This window comes from Klebsiella indica (assembly GCF_005860775.1).
Classification (GTDB): domain Bacteria; phylum Pseudomonadota; class Gammaproteobacteria; order Enterobacterales; family Enterobacteriaceae; genus Klebsiella; species Klebsiella indica.
Genome location: NZ_VCHQ01000026.1, coordinates 1 through 17,721, shown reverse-complemented (window position 1 = coordinate 17,721; position 17,721 = coordinate 1). Strand labels below are relative to the sequence as shown.

Below are 17,721 nucleotides of genomic sequence, written 5' to 3'. Positions count from 1 at the left end.
TCATAAATAGAAAAACCTGCCGGAAGCGGTCGTCTGAGGCACTCGGTGAGTGCCTCAGAAAGAGGCTGCTTTTAGAAAATATAACAATCGCGCCAGTACCTTATTCTCTCTACAGGTGATTTATGACTTATGTGATTATTCATGCCCTCGCGCCGATTTTTGTCATCATGCTGCTGGGCTTCTGGGCCGGTAAGGCCAAAATGGTTGACAACAAAAACGTCTCGCTACTCAACATCTTCGTGATGGATTTCGCCCTACCCGCCGCACTGTTCAGCGCCACAGTTCAAACGCCGTGGCGCGGTATTGTCGCCCAATCGCCGCTGATCCTGGTGCTCACCGGGGCCATGTGGATCACCTACGCGGTTATCTATTTTCTTGCCACCCGCGTCTTTAAACGTACGCCGCAGGACGCTGCCGTACTGACCCTTACCGTAGCGTTGCCTAACTACGCTGCCCTTGGTCTGCCCATTCTGGGTAGCGTACTTGGCGAAGGCGCGTCAACATCGCTTTCGGTCGCCGTCTCCATCGCCTGCGGTTCGGTACTGATGACGCCCTTCTGCCTGCTGATCCTGGAACGCGAAAAAGCATGCGCCGCAGGAGAAAACAGCGGTTCGACGCTGGCGATGCTGCCGGTGCTGATGTGGCGTTCGGTGAAAAAACCGATTGTCTGGGGGCCGCTGTTGGGCGTGGTGCTTTCCGCCATTGGAATCAAAATGCCGGACCTCCTGCTGGCATCCATTAAACCACTGGGGCTGGCGGCCACCGCCGCAGCGCTGTTCCTGACCGGGGTGATTCTGTCAGCACGTAAACTGCAGCTCAACACGCTGATCGCCACATCCACCATCGTTAAACTGCTGGTGCAACCCTTTATCGCCTGGGGTCTGGTGATGATACTGGGTCTGCAGGGTTCTATTGCCATTACCGCCATTCTGATGATTGCCCTTGCGGCGGGTTTCTTCGGCGTGGTCTTCGGTAACCGTTTTGGCGTACAGTCGCCGGATGCGGAAGCGGTGCTGCTGTTAAGCTCGGTTCTGTGTATCCTGTCACTGCCGCTGTTTATCACTTTAACGTCAGGGATCTAACAATGTCATTAACGCCGCGTCCTCACGATTTAGTCTGGTTGAATCATACCGCCGCGCTGGAAGCAATTGAGGAACTGTGGGTTGCACAGCACTGGCGTATCAGCCTGCCGGTGGTGGTGCGACGCGACGTTGACGCCAACGCCCGTATTCCTGTGGGGGTAAGGGGCATGAAACGCGATCAGCGTGCCGCCGGCTGGGTACAGGAAGAAAATATCATCCGCATTGTCAGTCCGGAAATGCTCGCCGAACGGCAACGGCTTCTGCGTTCACCATTTGTCTCCCAGCCGCCGGTACAGGCGGCTGTTACCCTGACTCGGCATCACTGGCCATGGTGCTGGGGCATTACCGGCAGTACCGGCTATGCCCTGGCTACCGAAATCCCCGTTATACACGCGACCAGCGATCTTGATCTGCTGATCCGCGCGCCGCTCCCCGTCGCCCGCGCGGAACTGCTCACGTGGCAATCCTGCGTCGCGCAACTCCCCTGCCGGGTAGATACTCAGGTCGAAACGCCTGAAGGGGCTTTCGCGCTCAATGAATGGCTGCGCGAGGGGCGAGCGCTGCTGAAAACGTCCCGCGGCGCATATCTGACCACTGCGCCATGGGCCAGGGAGGATGTATGAAAATTCTCTTTACCTTTCCCGGTCAGGGAAGCCAGCGACCGGGTATGCTCGCCACGATCCCCGATCGCCAGAATATTCTCACCGTCGCGCGGGCCGTGCTCGGCGAGGAAGTCGATCATCTGGATAGCGCCGCCGCATTAAAACACACCCGCGCGGTGCAGCTCTGCCTGCTGATTACGGGCGTCGCCTGGGCGCGAGAACTTCAGCGTGAAGGTGTGCACCCGGATATAGTCTGCGGCCTGTCGATAGGCGCTTTCCCTGCGGCGGTCATTGCCGACGCGCTGGATTTCGCCGATGCCCTGCGGCTGGTGGCGCTACGCGGCGATTTAATGGAGCAGGCCTGGCCGCACGGCTACGGGCTCACCGCTATTATGGGGCTGCCTGTCGATCGCATAGAAAAACTGATCGCCGCCAGCGAACTCTATATCGCCAATCTGAATGCCGAAACGCAGATTGTGATTGCCGGACGTGACGAAGAGATGGCGCGAGTCGCCCAACTGGCGCTGAAAGCGGGCGCAACCAAAGCGCAGCGCCTGGCGGTCAGCGTCCCTTCACACTGCGCGCTACTGGATAAACCGGCGTCAGCGCTGGCGAAGGCCTTCGCTGACGTCTCGCTCCGACGACCGCGCTGCGCGTATTTAAGCGGCTCCACGGCGCGCGTTTTATGGGATCCGTTAAAGATTGCTGACGATCTGGCGCTAAATATGGCGCGAACCGTGCGCTGGCAGGACGCGATGGTTGCCGCTGATGAACGGGAGGCGCGTCTGGCGATCGAGATGCCGCCGGGCGGCGTGCTGACCGGCCTCACCCGCCAGGCAGGCTGGCAAGGAGAGTGTATTTCGCTGGAGCACAATGGCGTCAGCGTTGCGCGTCACCGGGTTACCCGGCTGAGTGACTGAGGCTGCGGGCATACATTCTCCCTTCAGCCGCCAGCGCCAGCAGATCGGCGTCACGCTCGCGATGATGTGAATAGACAATCGAGATCGACTGGCGCATCTGATAACACTCAGCCAGCTTTAACAACTGCACGTCATTTTCATAGACTTTTTTCATTCGCCCTGGCAGCAGCGCAAACCCCACGCCCGCCTGCACCAGGCTAATCATCGAAAAGATATCGTTAACCCGGGTGACGATTTCAGGTTCAAATCCGGCTACCTGAAACGCCTCCTGAAAACCCGCATAGGTTGCGAACCCTTCTGCCAGCGAAACAAATTTACGGTCGGCATAATCGCGCAATTCAGCAGGCCCGGCGGTATTCAGATGCTCCGTCGCAGGGGCTGCGAGGAAAATATCATCCTCAAACAGCGGGACCACATCAAAATCCGCCTGGCTGTACTCGCCTTCGTTGGTGGCAATCAGAATCGCATCCAGCGCGTCATCTTCCAGCATATCCAGCAGCATCTGATTCGACCCCATTGTGAGATCTAATTCCAGCGCAGGACGCCGTAGCTTCATGCCCATGATAATGCGCGGTACGGTTTCCAGAGTCAGTGAGTAAAGCGTGCCGATGCGCAGTCGCCCCTGCCCGATACCAGCGACTTTACGTGTCGCTTCCAGCCCGCGGTTCATCAGATTTATCACATCCTGGCAGTACTCCAGCAGCGTCCATGCCGCCGGGAGCGGCAGCAGATTGCGTCCTTTATGGCTAAACAGCGGGCAGCCAACGCCCTCTTCCAGGGTATGCAACGCCCGGTGAACGCTGACGCCGCTCAGTTGCATGGCCTCTGCGGTTCTGGCGATATTGCCCTTCGCCATAAACACCATAAATACCGACAGTTTGCGGAAAGTGATCTCCTGGTTAATATCGTCTTTCATTGCCCTGCGCTCCACGTTTCCGTCTTCAGTATCTTTTTTATGTGTGATTTCAATACAGTATAACCACAATGGACGATTAAAAAATTAGCCGGAACCGGGATATGCCTGCAGAGACATAACTTATTGCAATTTAGCGGTTTCGCCCGGCTGGCAGTCGCGAGGAGATAATCCCGGGTAAAAGGATTGCGGCAATGAGCAGGATTTATTCATTCACGACCGATGCCGGATAGCGCAAATTAATCCATAGCGAAGCGGGCAAAGAAAAACCCCGACTTGCGGGGTCTGAGGCTGGCGAACAACCGTTTGGCTATGACGCTCGCATTGCTGTCGGGCGGAGGCTGGCGCCTTGCCAGACCTGCAACACCCATCCCGTAGGCCCGGTAAGACGCCACCGGGCATTTCAACGAAACGGACTTACAGCGCCATATCGTGCTGCGGTGACGTTTCCGCCTGCGGCGCTGCCGGTTTGGCGGTCATAACCGGCGCGGTCGCGTTCATCTCAATCACCGGCGGTTTGGTTAACTGCAGCGCCGCCGCCGTATCATCCCAGACCTGCTGAGTGAGCGCGACATTGCCGTTCAGCGTCTGGCCGTAGCTCGGCACGATATCGCGAATGCGGCTTTGCCATTGCGGTGAATTAAACTGCTCCGGGAACATTTGCTTAAGCACATTCAGGGTGATCGGCGCGGCGGTGGAAGCCCCTGGTGATGCCCCCAGCAGTGCGGAGAGCGTTTTCTGCTGATCGACCACCACTTCGGTGCCCAGTTTCAGGACGCCACCCTTCTCCGCATCTTTTTTGATGATCTGTACACGCTGTCCGGCCTGAATCAACTTCCAGTCCTCTTTGCGCGCGTCCGGATAATACGCTTTCAGCGCCGCAAAACGGTCGTCGTCGCTCAGCATGACCTGGCTAATAAGATATTTCACCAGATCAAAGTTATCCAGACCAACCTGTGTCATCGGTAGCACGTTACTGGTGGTGGTTGTGCTCAGCAGATCAAAGAACGAGCCATTTTTAAGGAACTTCGTTGAGAAGGTGGCAAATGGCCCAAACAGCACCACCCGCTTACCGTCAATGAAACGCGCATCAAGATGCGGTACCGACATCGGTGGCGCGCCAACCGAGGCCTGACCGTACACTTTCTGTCGGTGCTCGTTGGTCACTGCCGGGTTTTCAGTCATCAGGAAGGAGCCGCCAACCGGGAAACCGGCATAATTATCCGCTTCCGGGATGCCGGTTTTTTGCAGTAATTTCAGCGCCCCGCCGCCCGCGCCGATAAATACGTATTTTGCATCGATCGCCTGCTCTTCGCCGCTATTAACGTTTTTGACCGTCACATGCCAGGAATTATCCGCATTACGTTTAAAATCGGTGACTTCGGAAGAAGTTTGCAGCGTGAAGTTATTATTTTTTTTCAGACTACCGATTAACTGACGGGTTATTTCCCCATAGTTAACGTCGGTACCAACCGGCGTCCATGTCGCCGCCACGCTTTGCTGCGGATCGCGGCCTTCCATCACCAGCGGCGCCCACTGTTTTATTTGCGCGTGATCGGTGGAAAATTTCATTCCCTGGAATAGAGTGGTTTGTTGCAATGCGGCATAACGTTTTTGCAGATAATCCACATTATCGCCCCAGACAAAACTCATATGTGGGGTGGAGTTAATAAACGAGTGCGGATCGTGCAAAATGCCGCGTTTGACCTGCGCCGTCCAGAACTGGCGGGAGATCATAAACTGTTCGTTAATATTCAGCGCCTTGCTGATATCAATAGACCCATCCGGGCGTTGCGGCGTATAGTTCAGTTCCATATTGGCGGAGTGCCCGGTACCGGCATTATTCCAGCCGTTCGAGGACTCCAGCGCCACGCCATCCAGTTTTTCGACCATCACCTGTTTCCACTCCGGCTGTAATTCTTGCAGCCAGGTCCCCAGCGACGCGCTCATAATGCCGCCGCCAATCAACAGGAAATCGGTTTTATTTGAGGTATTGTCATTGGCGAAAGCGATCGGGCTAACCAGCATCGCTAATGCGGTCATCGATATAATCGTTTTTTTAATTGCAGGCATAATAAAAATATCACATAGCACAAGTGTAATAAGGATGTGCATATTAACGCAGTTTTACTTTATTTTAAAATGCCATTTACACATTCACTCGCAGTCATGATTATTATTCTGGTTTTTTAACTTAAAAAAGTAAAATAATGACAAAAATTACGGGACAGGGGAATTCGCGGGCGGCCAGACAATAACGGAATAAGAGCCTATCCCACCAGGCGTTATTGGCGCAGACAGATTGAACACGGCCAGCGCGGAAGAACCGGAGCGTACACCTAGTACGTGAGGATTCTGAGCACTGCCCAGGTTCAAAATGACAAGCAAAATAGCCCTAATGGGATAGGCTCTAAGCACAGACCAACCGTGTGGATATAATATCCCCCTGAAAAAGATTATTTTCATTCATTCGGCGTGTATCGCGAAAATACACGCCCGATGACTGAGTTTACGCGACCGGCTGCATCGCACGCAGCGCAATGCGCAAATGACCGTTATTCTCTGCCAGCAGTTCACGCGCCTGCCAGGCATCAAGCCCGCTGATGATCATCAATATCGCCGTCCGGCAGTGCTGATTGCAACTGGTCAGCGCCGCTTTCGCTTCGCTGCGCGAACAGGCCGTTGCCGCCATCACAATAGCAATCTGGCGCTCGGCCCAGCGCGGTGTACTGGCCTGGAGATCGACACGCAGGTTTTCGTAGACTCGCCCCTCGCGAATCGCCAGCCCGGTGGTCAGCATATTGAGGATCTGCCGCTGCGCGATTTGCGCTTTCGGATTACCAAAACCCGCTACCGCCTCTGGCCCGGTTTGCGGGGCAATAATGATATCCGCCAGTTGTGCGGCTTCACTGTCGGCTTCCTGCGTCACAACCGCAATGGGCGCGCCGAGCGACCAGGCGTGACGCATCGCTCCCCACACCCACGGAGTTTTGCCGCTTACCGTCAGCGCCAGCAACATATCCTGGTTGCTGAACTGTATGGCCTGTAGCTCAAAGGCGCCAAGATCGTAATCATTCGCGGCGGTTTCCATCTCCTGGAGCGCGGCTGCCGCGCCTCCGGCGATCAGCGCAACCAGAGCATGTTTTCCCTCAGGCGCAAATTCATTTACCGTTTGCACGGCGGCACGCCCGGATGCGCCAGCCCCGACAATAACCAGTCGCCCTCCCCGGCTCAACGCCGCCGTGGCGTTATCAATCAGACGGGCAATCTCCGGCAAACAGGCCGCAACAGCGTCGACAATCTGCTTATTATCCTTATCCAGCATCGCCAGCATATCGAGTGTGGCAAGCGTATCAATATGGGTGGTTTCAGGGTGGCGTCGTTCCATCATTGAAGCGGTTGGCTTACTGCTCATAAAAACCTCCATTTAACACAGAAACAACTTACAGGGGCGAAAGTGAGAACCTGGGGCAAACCCTTTCATTAACCATGGTTATAAATGGAAGTGTAAAGCATTCCTGACATGCTTAATTCCACGGTAGTCACAGTTTTATCGCCGATGAAATTTTCCATCTGTCGATTGTCTGTTTTCCAGCCAGTGGCAATGGCATTGAGATAAGATGCAATAGCATCACAGATTGCTGACAAAGTGCGTTTTTCCGGAATTGCCCGGCGGCGCTTCGCTTGCGCGGGCCTACGAAAAACCCATAACATAATGATATTATTCGTTTTATATGCCAGGTAAGGCGATAGCCGCCACCCGGCAGAAATGTGAGCACAATATCTAAATCAGGTTTGTCATCAGCCTCAGATGCAATAGCATCATTAGCGCAGCGTCAGGCCGCCATCAACAAAGTACTGGCTTCCGCTGACATATGACGCGGCATCGGATAAAAGAAAAAGCGCCACTTCCGCGGCTTCAACCGCCGTCCCCTGACGGATAAGCGCCAGACGACTGACCACCGATGCTTCAAATTCGCGACGAACATCTTCACGCATAAAATGGCGAAAATCGGTATCAATCGGTCCCGGAACTAACGTGTTAACCCGAATATTTTTCGCGCCCAGCGCGGACGCCGCCCTCGCGGTCAATGATCTTTGCCCCGGCAAGCCCAATACCGCTTGTCGCGCCGGTGATAAGAATGTTTTTTGCAGTAAATCTTGCCATTGTCGTTACCCTGATGATCATTGGTGGTCAATTAATGAAATCCATCAAGATGGTAACCAGCGAAGGACTATTTGATAATATTACTATTATCAACAGAACTGTTTGGGAAAATAGATATAATGCGTGGAAGTGATTTTGCTGAATTACGCGCCTTTGCCATGGTGGTTGAGCAAGGCAGTTTCACCCGTGCTGCCGCGCATCTTGGTGTTACGACCTCCACATTAAGCGCAACCATTCGTCGGCTCGAAGCGCGTATCGGCGTGCGTTTACTGCACCGCACCACGCGCAGCGTCGCGCCCAGCGAGGCCGGGATACGTATGATGCAACAGCTGGGCCCCGCACTGACTGCGCTGGAAGACGCGGTTACCGAGGCACAAACGACTCACGCCCCCGCAGGGCGTTTGCGGCTCAATGTATCACGCGTCGCCGCTATTCATTATCTGGCCCCGATGCTGGGCGATTTTATGCAACGCTACCCTAACATTACGCTGGATATCATTACCGATGATGCTCTGATTGATATCGTATCGTCAGGGTTTGATGCGGGAATTCGTCTGGGCGAGAAGCTTCATCAGGATATGATTGCCGTCAGGCTAAGCGGCGATCTTGAGATGAAAGTCGTGGCATCGCCGCACTATCTGGCGCAGGCGACGCCTCCCCGCAAACCACAGGATTTGTTGCAGCACCCCTGCCTGACTTATCGACGACCAAGCGACGGCAGCGTTTATCGATGGGAGTTTCAGCGCCATGACGAACGCTGCGAGATTGCGGTCAATGGGCCAATCATCGTGGATGAACCAGCCATGCTTACGCCATTAGCGCTCGCGGGCGTGGGCATCGCATATCAGTTCGCCCATCAGGTTGATCCCTGGCTGGAAACAGGTCAACTGGTTCAGTTACTCAAAACATGGACGCCTGCTTTCCCCGGCTTTTATCTCTACTACCCCAGTCGAAAACACATGGCGACACCACTGCGGGCATTTGTCGACTCTCTGCTGAGAACCTGAGATAAAAACGCAGCGGAGAGAATTATCCGCGGGTTGTCGAACTCAGGTTTCCTTGACGCCGCCTGGCCGGTAAAGAACGAGGACAACAGGTAAAACAGTTTTGTCATCCATCTTATTTCGTTTTTTTACACAGCTTTATGAAAGCCCCCCGTTCAGCGATAATACGCATCTATACGTTTTGCCATGGGGTTGGTATGAGTGAACTGGCACAGCAGACGGCACGCAAACGCTCAATGAGTATGAAGCTGAGTACCGCCGTCACCTTAATGATTGGCAGCGTGATCGGTTCAGTGCTGATCCTGGTCTATATCCTGTGGTTTATGCAGATTGGCGATGCCACCCGCGACGGTGTAAAAGATACGGCGCTTGCGGTGGCGCGGACGCTGGCTGACACGCCGGAAGTAAAGCGCGGCCTTACGCGGTCGCCGGACAGCGGCATCATTCAGCCACTGGCGCTGGCCGCCGCCAGACGCAATGGCCTGCTGTTTGCCGTGGTCACCAATATGGACGGCATCCGCTATTCGCATCCCGATAGCCAGATGATCGGTCACCCCTTTATCGGCGATGATATCCTGCCAACGCTGAAAGGCCGAGAAAACGTCGCCGTCAACCACGGTGTCCTGGCCCCGGCGTTGCGGGTATTCACGCCGGTCTTTGACGATAACCACCGGCAAATCGGCGTGGTGGCGATTGGTATTTCACTGAGCAAAGTAGACCAGCAAATCGCCGCCAGCCGTTGGGATGTGATTTTAACCGTGCTGTTCAGCGCGCTGGTTTGCGCGATGGGGACCTGGTGCCTGGTCCGCGGCCTGAAACGCGTTCTGCTGGGGCTTGAGCCGCAAGAGATCTCAACGCAGTTCCAGCAGCGCCAGGCGATGCTGCATTCGCTAAAAGAGGGCGTGGTGGCGGTGGATGCTGACGGCCAGGTGACGCTGATTAACCCTGCCGCACGGAATATTCTGTTTAGCGGCCCCGATAATGATATCTCTCAGACGCCTCTGCTGGCGGACCTGCAGGCAGTTCTGCAAACCGGACAGCCTATTTACGATCGGGAACTGGGATGTAACGGCTTTTTACTGCTCAGCAACACGGTTCCCGTCCGCAGCCAAAATGATGTGGTCGGCGCGATTAGCACCTTCCGTGATAAGACCGAAGTCAGCCAGCTACTGCAACGGCTGGACGGGATGGTAAACTATGTGGATGCGCTGCGTACCACTTCACATGAGTTTATGAATAAACTGCACGTGATTCTTGGCCTGCTGAATATGAAACGTTACGACAAGCTGGAAGAGTACGTACTGCAAACCGCCCATACTTATCAGGCGGATATTGGTGAAATCCAGCACCGTATTAAATCACCGGTGGTCGCCGGTTTTTTAATTGGCAAAATTCAACGCGCGAAAGAGTGCGGGTTTACCCTGACCCTCGCCGACGAAAGTCTGGTACCAGACTGCCCGAATGAAAAACAGGTGACCGTGCTGGTCACCGTACTGGGTAATTTGATCGAGAATGCGCTGGATGCCATGAACGGCCAGGCCGAAGGTGAAATCAGCCTGCTGCTGCACTATCAGAATGGCTGGCTAAGCGGCGAGGTCAGCGATGATGGCCCCGGGATCCCGGAAGCGTTCATCGAAGATATCTTTAATAAAGGCTTCTCCACCAAGGGCGAGAATCGCGGCGTCGGGCTATTTCTTGCCAGTCAGCAGCTTCACGATCTGGGCGGATCGCTGGCTGTCGAATCCGAACCCGGCGTTTTTACTCAATTTTTTGTTCACCTTCCCTGGGACAGTAAAAGGAACAGTGCGTGATAAATGTATTAATTGTTGACGATGATGCCATGGTCGCCGAACTGAACCGCCTCTACGTGGCGCGAGTCAGTGGTTTTCGCTGTATCGCCACGGCATCTACGCTGAGTAAAGCCAGGGAGATGATTAACGACAAGACGCTGGAGATAGACCTGGTGCTGCTCGACGTCTATATGCAGCAGGATAGCGGTCTGGATCTGCTGCCCACGATCCGCGCTTCCGGGCGCGCCATCGATGTCATTATGATTACTTCCGCCGCGGACGCCGCAACGGTGCAGGCATCAATGCACTATGGTGTGGTCGACTATCTGATCAAACCTTTCCAGTTTCCGCGCTTTGAAGAAGCGCTGACCGCCTGGCGGGAAAAACGTAAACTGATGATTGGCCAGCCTTACTATGAGCAAGCGGATGTTGACCGACTGCTGCACGGCGGCGTCGCGGAAGCCACCGATGCGCGCAAACTACCAAAAGGCCTGACCGCTCAGACATTGCGCACCCTGTGCCAGTGGATCGATGCTCACCCGGACGTTGAATTTTCCACCGACGAACTGGCGGCGGCGGTGAACATCTCCCGCGTATCGTGCCGTAAATACCTGATTTGGCTGGCACAAATTAATATTCTGTATACCAACATTCACTATGGCGCCACCGGTCGCCCGGTGTACCGCTATCATCTGATCGCCGAGCAGTACGGCCTGCTTAAGCAGTACAGTCAATAAGCCGGTAGCCATCATCCAGCAACTGGAAGCGGAAACCGCGCTGTGAAGAGAGGATAACGTCGCGATTTTTAGTGACGAAAATCGCGTCGATATCCTCACGCTGACGCAGGGCCGCGCAGCCTTTCTCCACCCCAAGACCGTAAATCAGGGTAGTCCAGATATCGCCATCGAGAGAGTTTGTGGCAATAATCGTCACGCTTTCCAGTTCGTTATCCAGCGGATAGCCGCTACGCGGGTCGAGAATATGGTGCCAGCGTTGACCATCCTGCTCAAAATAGCGCTCATAAATCCCTGATGTCACCACCGACTGCCCCGTCACCGCAATACTGCCAATCAGCGCATCCGTTGTTGAGAAGGGTTTTTTCAGCCCTATCGACCATCTTCCAAGGGTATGCACGTTACCACCGAGGTTAATCAGCGCGTCACTCACCCGCTGCTGTTGCAAATAATCTCGCACCCGATCGGCGATATAGCCTTTGGCGATGGCCCCAAGATCGATCTCCATTCCCGCCTGTGCGAGATAGACGCTGCCGGCAGCATCATCAAGGATCACATCCTGCGGGCGCGTTAACGCCAGTCGGGCGGCGATATCCTGCGCCGCAGGCACACGATGGCCCTGAAAACCAATACGCCACAGTTTCACCAGCGGGCCTATCGCCAGATTGAACGCACTGTCCCGCACCATGCTGGCGGCTTTAGCGCATTTAATCAGCGTATAGACCGGCCGACTTACGGTGACGGGGTGACGCCCGGCGGCATGGTTAATATCCATCACCTGCGACCGGGCGCGGTTAACGGTAAGCAGATCTTCATAGCCTTTAATCAACTGAAAGACGCGTGACGCGAGGGCTTCATCATGAACATAGAGCTTAAGCAGAATGGGAGATCCCATCAGAACAGCGGAATAACTGTAGATGCGGTTGTCGGACATAATACACTCCCTGAGAGAGGTAATAAGCCGGGCCGCATATTTGCCTGCCCGGCCGGTGTCGCTTTACACATTACCCTCTGGCACATTTCGCCGCATGATGGCCCGCGAGAGTGCCGAAGATAATAATATCCGCCACCGCGTTACCGCCGATGCGGTTACCGCCGTGTATGCCGCCAACCACTTCGCCTGCCGCATACGCCCCTGGGATCGGCTGATGCTCATCGTTCAGCACCGCAGTTTCGCTGTTGATGGTCACGCCGCCCATGGTGTGGTGAACCCCCGGTGCGATGCGAATCGCGTGGTACGGGCCTTCATTAATCGGCGCCCGCAGTGCGGTAGTGCGACCAAAATCATCATCATGCTGTTTTTCAACAAAGCCATTGTAGCGTTCCAGGGTAGCAAGGAAAGCGTGATAATCCATCCCCAGTTTCTCTGCCAGTTCGCGGGGCGAGCTGGCGCTGGTAACAAAGCCTTTGGCGATATATTCATCGGCGGCTCTGTTTTTCGCCCTGACGTGCTCGTCGAACACGATGTACGCAAAGTTTTCCGGCAGCGCGATAATCGACGCTGAAACTTTATCGCGGGTCTCCATCTCGTTGAAGAAACGGTTGCCCTGCTGGTTCACCAGAATCGCCCCGCCGCCGCGAATTGATTCGGAAATCAGGTACGAGGTTTGCTGCTCCACCGTCGGGTGAATCTGGATTTCCCCCATATCCACCGTGCCCGCGCCGATGCGCTCTAACAGCGCAATCCCACCGCCAGTGGCGCCTTTGTGGTTGGTGGTCACAAAGCCCGCCAGATCCGGGCGGTATTTCACCACCATCGCGCTGTTGGCGCTGAAACCACCGGTGGCGACGACAATACTCTTCGTCTGAACCGACACCGTTTCCTGTTCATCGTTGATCAGGCGCACGCCGTTCACCGCACCGTCGGTCATCAGGATCTCTTCCACCGAAGTGTCCAGCAGAACATCAATACCGCGTTTAGTGATATTGCGCAGCAGGCCGCTGATCAGATAGCCGCCAACCGCCGATCCGTCGCGCGGACGGTGGGTACGGTCAATGCTCATGCCGCCAGTGGTGGTGATATCGTTAAGCATAATGCCGCGCCGTGCCAGCCATTCGATGGCTTCCGGCGCATTCTCCACAAAGCAACGCAGCAGTTGCGGGTTGTTTTTGTTTTTACCGCCCTTCAGCGTTTCCTGGTAAAACAGTTCTTTGCTGTCTTTAATACCTTTCACGCGCTGGAAGCGGGTCTCCGCCGCGTTCATCCCGGCTGAGGCCTTAATGGTGTTGCCGCCGATGGTCGGCATTTTCTCGACGATCAGCACGCTGGCCCCTTCATCGTGCGCCTGAATAGCCGCCGCCAGTCCGGCCCCGCCGCTACCGACGACCACAACATCGTAGCTTTTCGGCGTTACCACGCCTTCGCCCTCTTCAGCGGCCAACGCTTTACTCGATTTCAGCATCGCTTTGGAGACGGCTTTTTTCACCGCCTCGCTCTGGCTGGTCGCGCCGGAAATGGCATCAACGTGCGGCGTATTGGCGGTCAGAATACGCTCGCGGATTTCTTCAAAACTGGTGGTGAACTCGACGGTCTGTCGCGGGCTGGCAGCCAGTTCGATATCGGCAATGCGATCGTTTTCCAGACTGACATTAATAACCAGTTCATTGACATCGTCCTGAACGGTTTCAACGAACACCCCTGGTTTGAATTTCGCGTCGCCCATGCTCATATCGCGGATCATCGCCTCTACCAGCGAAAAACGCCACAGCGGTTCCGGAATGGTCAGCGCTTCTCGCCGGGTACTGTCGATAAACAACTCCAGCTCTTCGCCGGCGGCAATTCGCGCCGCCCAGTCAGGATAAGCGATACAGGCACGCCCTACCGCCATCAGATCGTAGCCGTGATCCAGCCCCTGTTCCGCATCGGCGGCGTTAACCACGCCGCCCACCCCCATCACCGGCACCTGAGCCAGCGTTTCCGAGCGCATGGCGCAATACTTTTCAATCAGCGGTGTCGGATCGCTGGTGTCAACAATCGACGGACGCAGAGTTGCGCCAACCGAAAAGTGCAGATAATCCACGCCGCGAGCAGCCAGCTTTTCCAGCAGATACATGGTGTCGTCGAAGCGAATGCCAGGGACTTCCATCTCTTCCGGCGAGAAGCGATAGCCGATGATAAAGGCGTCGTCAGCGTATTGGCGGACCATTTTATGGGTAATATCCAGCACCGCCAGCGGGAATCTGGCGCGGTTGTCGCGGCTGCCGCCCCATTCATCGTCGCGCTGGTTGGAATTTGGCGAGTAGAACTGCTGGATCAGGTAGGTGTTCGCGCCGTGAATTTCTACGCCGTCGAAACCGGCCTGGATCGCACGGCGCACGCCTTCGCCGAACTTAGCGATCATGCCTTCCACTTCTTCAGCGCTCAGCGCGCGCGGCGTCGCTGCGCCCTCACGCGGCGCGGCAATCGCGCTGGGCGCCACGGGCTGGCGTCCGCCGATAAGCTGCGGGTCAACCATCCGGCCACCGTGATAAATCTGCAGAATCGCTTTTGATCCTTCCGCTTTAATGGCAGCGGCGATTTTTGCCAGACCGGCCACCTTTTCATCATTATCAATACCGATGGCGCCTGGAAATGCCAGACCGAAATCATCAACAAAGCAGCATTCAACAATAATGGCGCCGATGCTTCCGGCACGCGCACGATAGTACTCCACCAGTTCGCTGGTGACGGTACCATCAAAATAACCAGTACAGGTCGTCATCGGCGCCATTAACAGGCGGTTTTTAAGTTCAGTGCCGTTCGGTAAAGTAAAAGGATGCAGAATTCGTTGGTTACTGGTCATAATGACGCTCCAGATTTAAATATTAAAAATTCAAAATTGAGTGACGGAATCGTTTTTATTTTTATTTGGTAACCCCTTAAGTCATGCTCATAATATAGCGCCATTTTTAGTTACTAAAGCAATTACATTAGTTAAAAAACTATTTAATACCAGCAATAACACCAATACCTCGATTGTATTATTAATAAAAAATAATTCATTCACACGATTGCAAGGAATGATAACAAAACAGAAACTTTTGTTAATAGCATCAGAAAAACAAATAAGCAATAAAACACATAATTATCAATGTGTTATAATGAAGTTCAATTTTTATCTGTTTTATTATTTAACATCTAACTATATTTTATACAAAATAACCACATCATCATATAGGGTTATTATAAATAATAAAAAAGTAACCAATAATCCGTTTTTCTTGATCTCAATCAATTGCAATGTAGCATGAAGGCGCAATATATAAATAACCATGAATTTTAATTTATTGCTCAATTAAACAGCGCTAAATAGCTATCACCGTAATGACCAAAACCAACAATTAATAATTAAAGAAAGTTTTGCAACTAAAGAAATTGGTCGTTTTCCCGGTAACCAGAATCTATTTTTAACTACTTGCAGATACGCATTATGAAAGAGAAAAAGACAACCATACCGCCTGCCGGTGCAGCCACCAATGCTGCTTATAAACGTCTGCTGATGATGGCAATGCCCATTATCGTCGCCGTCCTCCTGCTGTTTATCCCGGTGCCTGATGGCCTGCCTCCTTATGCCTGGCACTATTTTGCAATTTTTGTCGGCGTTATCGTCGGCCTGATCTTCGAACCGCTGCCTGGCGCGGTTATTGGACTCACCGGGGTGGTGGTGATTGCCCTGTGCAGCCAGTGGCTGCTGTTCAGCCCGGAACAGGTGGCCGCGCCGAACTTCAAACTGGCCAGCGCCTCCTTTAAATGGGCGGTGAGCGGCTTCGGTAACTCCACCGTATGGCTTATTTTCGGCGCTTTTATGTTTGCCGCAGGCTACGATAAAACCCAGTTCGGTCGCCGCCTGGCGCTGATTCTGGTGAAATATCTTGGCCGCCGCAGCCTGACGCTGGGCTACGCCATCACTTTCGCCGACCTGCTGCTGGCGCCGTTTACACCGTCCAACACCGCGCGCAGCGGCGGCACCATCTACCCGATTATCGCTAACCTGCCGCCGCTGTACGGCTCTAAACCCAACGACCCGAGCGCGCGCCGCATTGGCTCTTACCTGATGTGGGTGGCGATCACCGCCGCCTGTATCACCAGTTCCATGTTCCTCTCCGCGCTGGCGCCGAACCTGCTGGCGCTGGCGCTGGTAAAAAGCATCGTCGGCATTAATATCTCCTGGGGCACCTGGTTTATCGCCTTCCTGCCGCTGGGTATTCTGCTGATCCTGGTCATGCCGCTGCTAGCCTACTGGTTCTATCCGCCGGAAGTGAAGGTCAACGATGAAGTGCCGCTGTGGGCCGCCCGCGAGCTGGAAAAACTCGGTCGCCTGTCGCGTAATGAAATTCTGCTGCTGGTCTTTGTCTGCTGTGCGCTGATGATGTGGATCTTTGCCGCCCAGTGGATTGAACCGGCGCTGGCCGCCCTGCTGGTTATCGTGCTGATGCTGTGGACTGGCGTGCTCTCCTGGAACGATATCACCAGCAACAAAGCGGCATGGAACACCTTTGCCTGGTTCGCCACCCTTGTGGCGCTGGCCGACGGCCTCTCCTCCACCGGCTTTATCGCCTGGCTGGGTAAAGAAGGCGGCGCGTTGATGAACGGTATCTCCCCCGGCGTGGCGACTGTCGTACTGCTGCTGGCGTTCTATCTGCTGCACTACTTGTTTGCCAGCACCACCGCGCACACTACCGCCCTGCTGCCCGCGATGCTGACCATCGCCGCGACGATTCCGGGCATGAACATGCAGGTATTCGTTCTGCTGATGGTGACCTCGCTCGGCGTGATGGGGATTATCACGCCGTACGGTACCGGCCCCAGCCCAATCTACTATGGCAGCGGCTATCTGCCGACCAAAGACTACTGGCGTCTTGGCACTATCTTCGGCGCGATCTTCCTGGCCGCCCTGCTGCTGATTGGCTATCCGTGGATGTCCATGATGTTCTGATTCATAACCGCCGGGATCTAACTCCCGGCGGTTTTACTCTTAGGGAGCATAGCAATGTCAACTAAACCATTTGTATATCAGGATCCTTTTCCACTGGAAAAGGACGATACCGAGTATTATCTTCTCAGCAGTGATTACGTCTCCGTCGCCGAATTTGCAGGCCAGGAGATTCTGAAAGTTGAACCTCAGGCGCTAACGCTACTGGCACAACACGCTTTCCACGACGCCTCCTTTATGCTTCGCCCCGCTCATCAGCAGCAGGTTGCCGATATCCTTAACGACCCGCAAGCCAGCGAAAACGATAAATACGTGGCCCTGCAGTTCCTGCGCAACTCGGATATCGCCGCTAAAGGCGTGCTGCCGACCTGCCAGGATACCGGCACCGCGATTATTATGGGCAAGAAAGGCCAGCGCGTATGGACCGGCGGCGGCGATGAGGCCGCCCTGGCGCAGGGGGTTTATAACACCTATACCGAGGACAACCTGCGCTATTCGCAGAACGCGCCGCTGGATATGTATAAAGAGGTCAATACCGGCACCAACCTGCCGGCGCAAATCGACCTCTACAGCGTTGATGGCGACGAGTACAGGTT

General features: G+C 54.6%; 13 protein-coding genes and 1 pseudogene. 8 read left to right on the top strand and 6 right to left on the bottom strand.

All coding sequences use genetic code 11. The features are described 5' to 3' along the window. The first annotated feature begins 122 nt into the window (after positions 1 to 122). The 3 genes from FE839_RS17960 to mdcH are packed head-to-tail and all read left to right on the top strand — an operon-like array spanning position 123 to position 2,604. A complete protein-coding gene (locus FE839_RS17960) occupies positions 123 to 1,082 on the top strand; it encodes an AEC family transporter (protein ID WP_138362145.1) in 960 nt (319 codons plus the stop codon). A 2-nt stretch (positions 1,083 to 1,084) separates the two neighbouring features. Then, positions 1,085 to 1,705, top strand: a complete 621-nt coding sequence (locus FE839_RS17955; RefSeq protein ID WP_138362144.1) for a malonate decarboxylase holo-ACP synthase — start codon at positions 1,085 to 1,087, stop codon at positions 1,703 to 1,705. Beyond that, positions 1,702 to 2,604, top strand: a complete 903-nt coding sequence (gene mdcH / locus FE839_RS17950; protein ID WP_138362143.1) for a malonate decarboxylase subunit epsilon — start codon at positions 1,702 to 1,704, stop codon at positions 2,602 to 2,604. The genes FE839_RS17955 and mdcH overlap by 4 nt, the downstream gene beginning before the upstream one ends. Here the strand turns inward: mdcH and FE839_RS17945 are convergent. The 4 genes and pseudogenes from FE839_RS17945 to FE839_RS17930 form a co-directional block, all read right to left on the bottom strand. Continuing rightward, the gene (locus tag FE839_RS17945; protein ID WP_138362142.1) at positions 2,585 to 3,520 is read right to left on the bottom strand and encodes a LysR family transcriptional regulator; all 936 of its coding nucleotides are present in this window, start codon (positions 3,518 to 3,520) and stop codon (positions 2,585 to 2,587) included. The two genes, mdcH and FE839_RS17945, sit on opposite strands and share 20 nt — an antisense overlap. A gap of 414 nt (positions 3,521 to 3,934) precedes the next feature. Further along, complete coding sequence (gene mqo / locus FE839_RS17940; protein WP_138362141.1) at positions 3,935 to 5,590, bottom strand: malate dehydrogenase (quinone); 1,656 nt, start codon at positions 5,588 to 5,590, stop codon at positions 3,935 to 3,937. A gap of 436 nt (positions 5,591 to 6,026) precedes the next feature. Continuing rightward, positions 6,027 to 6,932 carry an N-acetylmuramic acid 6-phosphate etherase gene (locus FE839_RS17935; protein WP_138362140.1) on the bottom strand — a complete coding sequence of 302 codons (906 nt, stop codon included), beginning with the start codon at positions 6,930 to 6,932 and terminating at the stop codon, positions 6,027 to 6,029. A 410-nt stretch (positions 6,933 to 7,342) separates the two neighbouring features. Continuing rightward, positions 7,343 to 7,594 (bottom strand): annotated as a pseudogene (locus tag FE839_RS17930) (SDR family oxidoreductase); the annotation flags it as partial. 210 nt (positions 7,595 to 7,804) lie between these two features. Here FE839_RS17930 and FE839_RS17925 point away from each other — a divergent pair. From FE839_RS17925 to dcuR, 3 genes are all read left to right on the top strand, one after another. Then, on the top strand, positions 7,805 to 8,692 hold the full coding sequence (locus FE839_RS17925) for a LysR family transcriptional regulator (RefSeq protein WP_138362139.1): 888 nt from the start codon (positions 7,805 to 7,807) through the stop codon (positions 8,690 to 8,692). Between the two features lie 194 nt (positions 8,693 to 8,886). Beyond that, a complete protein-coding gene (locus tag FE839_RS17920) occupies positions 8,887 to 10,500 on the top strand; it encodes a sensor histidine kinase (RefSeq protein ID WP_138362138.1) in 1,614 nt (537 codons plus the stop codon). Beyond that, on the top strand, positions 10,497 to 11,216 hold the full coding sequence (dcuR, locus tag FE839_RS17915; protein WP_138362137.1) for a two-component system response regulator DcuR: 720 nt from the start codon (positions 10,497 to 10,499) through the stop codon (positions 11,214 to 11,216). Before FE839_RS17920 ends, dcuR begins: the two co-directional genes overlap by 4 nt. Here dcuR and FE839_RS17910 read toward each other — a convergent pair. Both FE839_RS17910 and FE839_RS17905 read right to left on the bottom strand, forming a co-directional pair. Then, the gene (locus tag FE839_RS17910) at positions 11,197 to 12,147 is read right to left on the bottom strand and encodes an FAD:protein FMN transferase (protein ID WP_138362136.1); all 951 of its coding nucleotides are present in this window, start codon (positions 12,145 to 12,147) and stop codon (positions 11,197 to 11,199) included. The two genes, dcuR and FE839_RS17910, sit on opposite strands and share 20 nt — an antisense overlap. A 70-nt stretch (positions 12,148 to 12,217) precedes the next feature. Next, positions 12,218 to 14,995 (bottom strand): flavocytochrome c, encoded by a 2,778-nt coding sequence (locus tag FE839_RS17905; protein WP_138362135.1) that lies wholly within the window; start codon positions 14,993 to 14,995, stop codon positions 12,218 to 12,220. Between the two features lie 627 nt (positions 14,996 to 15,622). Between FE839_RS17905 and FE839_RS17900 the strand changes: the two genes are divergently transcribed. Next, a complete protein-coding gene (locus FE839_RS17900; RefSeq protein WP_138362134.1) occupies positions 15,623 to 17,128 on the top strand; it encodes an anion permease in 1,506 nt (501 codons plus the stop codon). Positions 17,129 to 17,182: 54 nt separating this feature from the next. Continuing rightward, a partial coding sequence (locus tag FE839_RS17895; RefSeq protein WP_171034911.1) for a fumarate hydratase occupies positions 17,183 to 17,721 on the top strand: 539 nt, incomplete at its 3' end.

What these genes read in the sequence shown, in the direction of transcription:
- FE839_RS17960 (WP_138362145.1), top strand. Translation starts at nt 123, where the DNA reads ATGACTTATGTGATTATTCATGCCCTCGCGCCGATTTTTGTCATCATG.
- FE839_RS17955 (WP_138362144.1), top strand. Translation starts at nt 1,085, where the DNA reads ATGTCATTAACGCCGCGTCCTCACGATTTAGTCTGGTTGAATCATACC.
- mdcH (WP_138362143.1), top strand. Translation starts at nt 1,702, where the DNA reads ATGAAAATTCTCTTTACCTTTCCCGGTCAGGGAAGCCAGCGACCGGGT.
- FE839_RS17945 (WP_138362142.1), bottom strand. Translation starts at nt 3,520, where the DNA reads ATGAAAGACGATATTAACCAGGAGATCACTTTCCGCAAACTGTCGGTA.
- mqo (WP_138362141.1), bottom strand. Translation starts at nt 5,590, where the DNA reads ATGCCTGCAATTAAAAAAACGATTATATCGATGACCGCATTAGCGATG.
- FE839_RS17935 (WP_138362140.1), bottom strand. Translation starts at nt 6,932, where the DNA reads ATGAGCAGTAAGCCAACCGCTTCAATGATGGAACGACGCCACCCTGAA.
- FE839_RS17925 (WP_138362139.1), top strand. Translation starts at nt 7,805, where the DNA reads ATGCGTGGAAGTGATTTTGCTGAATTACGCGCCTTTGCCATGGTGGTT.
- FE839_RS17920 (WP_138362138.1), top strand. Translation starts at nt 8,887, where the DNA reads ATGAGTGAACTGGCACAGCAGACGGCACGCAAACGCTCAATGAGTATG.
- FE839_RS17910 (WP_138362136.1), bottom strand. Translation starts at nt 12,147, where the DNA reads ATGTCCGACAACCGCATCTACAGTTATTCCGCTGTTCTGATGGGATCT.
- FE839_RS17905 (WP_138362135.1), bottom strand. Translation starts at nt 14,995, where the DNA reads ATGACCAGTAACCAACGAATTCTGCATCCTTTTACTTTACCGAACGGC.
- FE839_RS17900 (WP_138362134.1), top strand. Translation starts at nt 15,623, where the DNA reads ATGAAAGAGAAAAAGACAACCATACCGCCTGCCGGTGCAGCCACCAAT.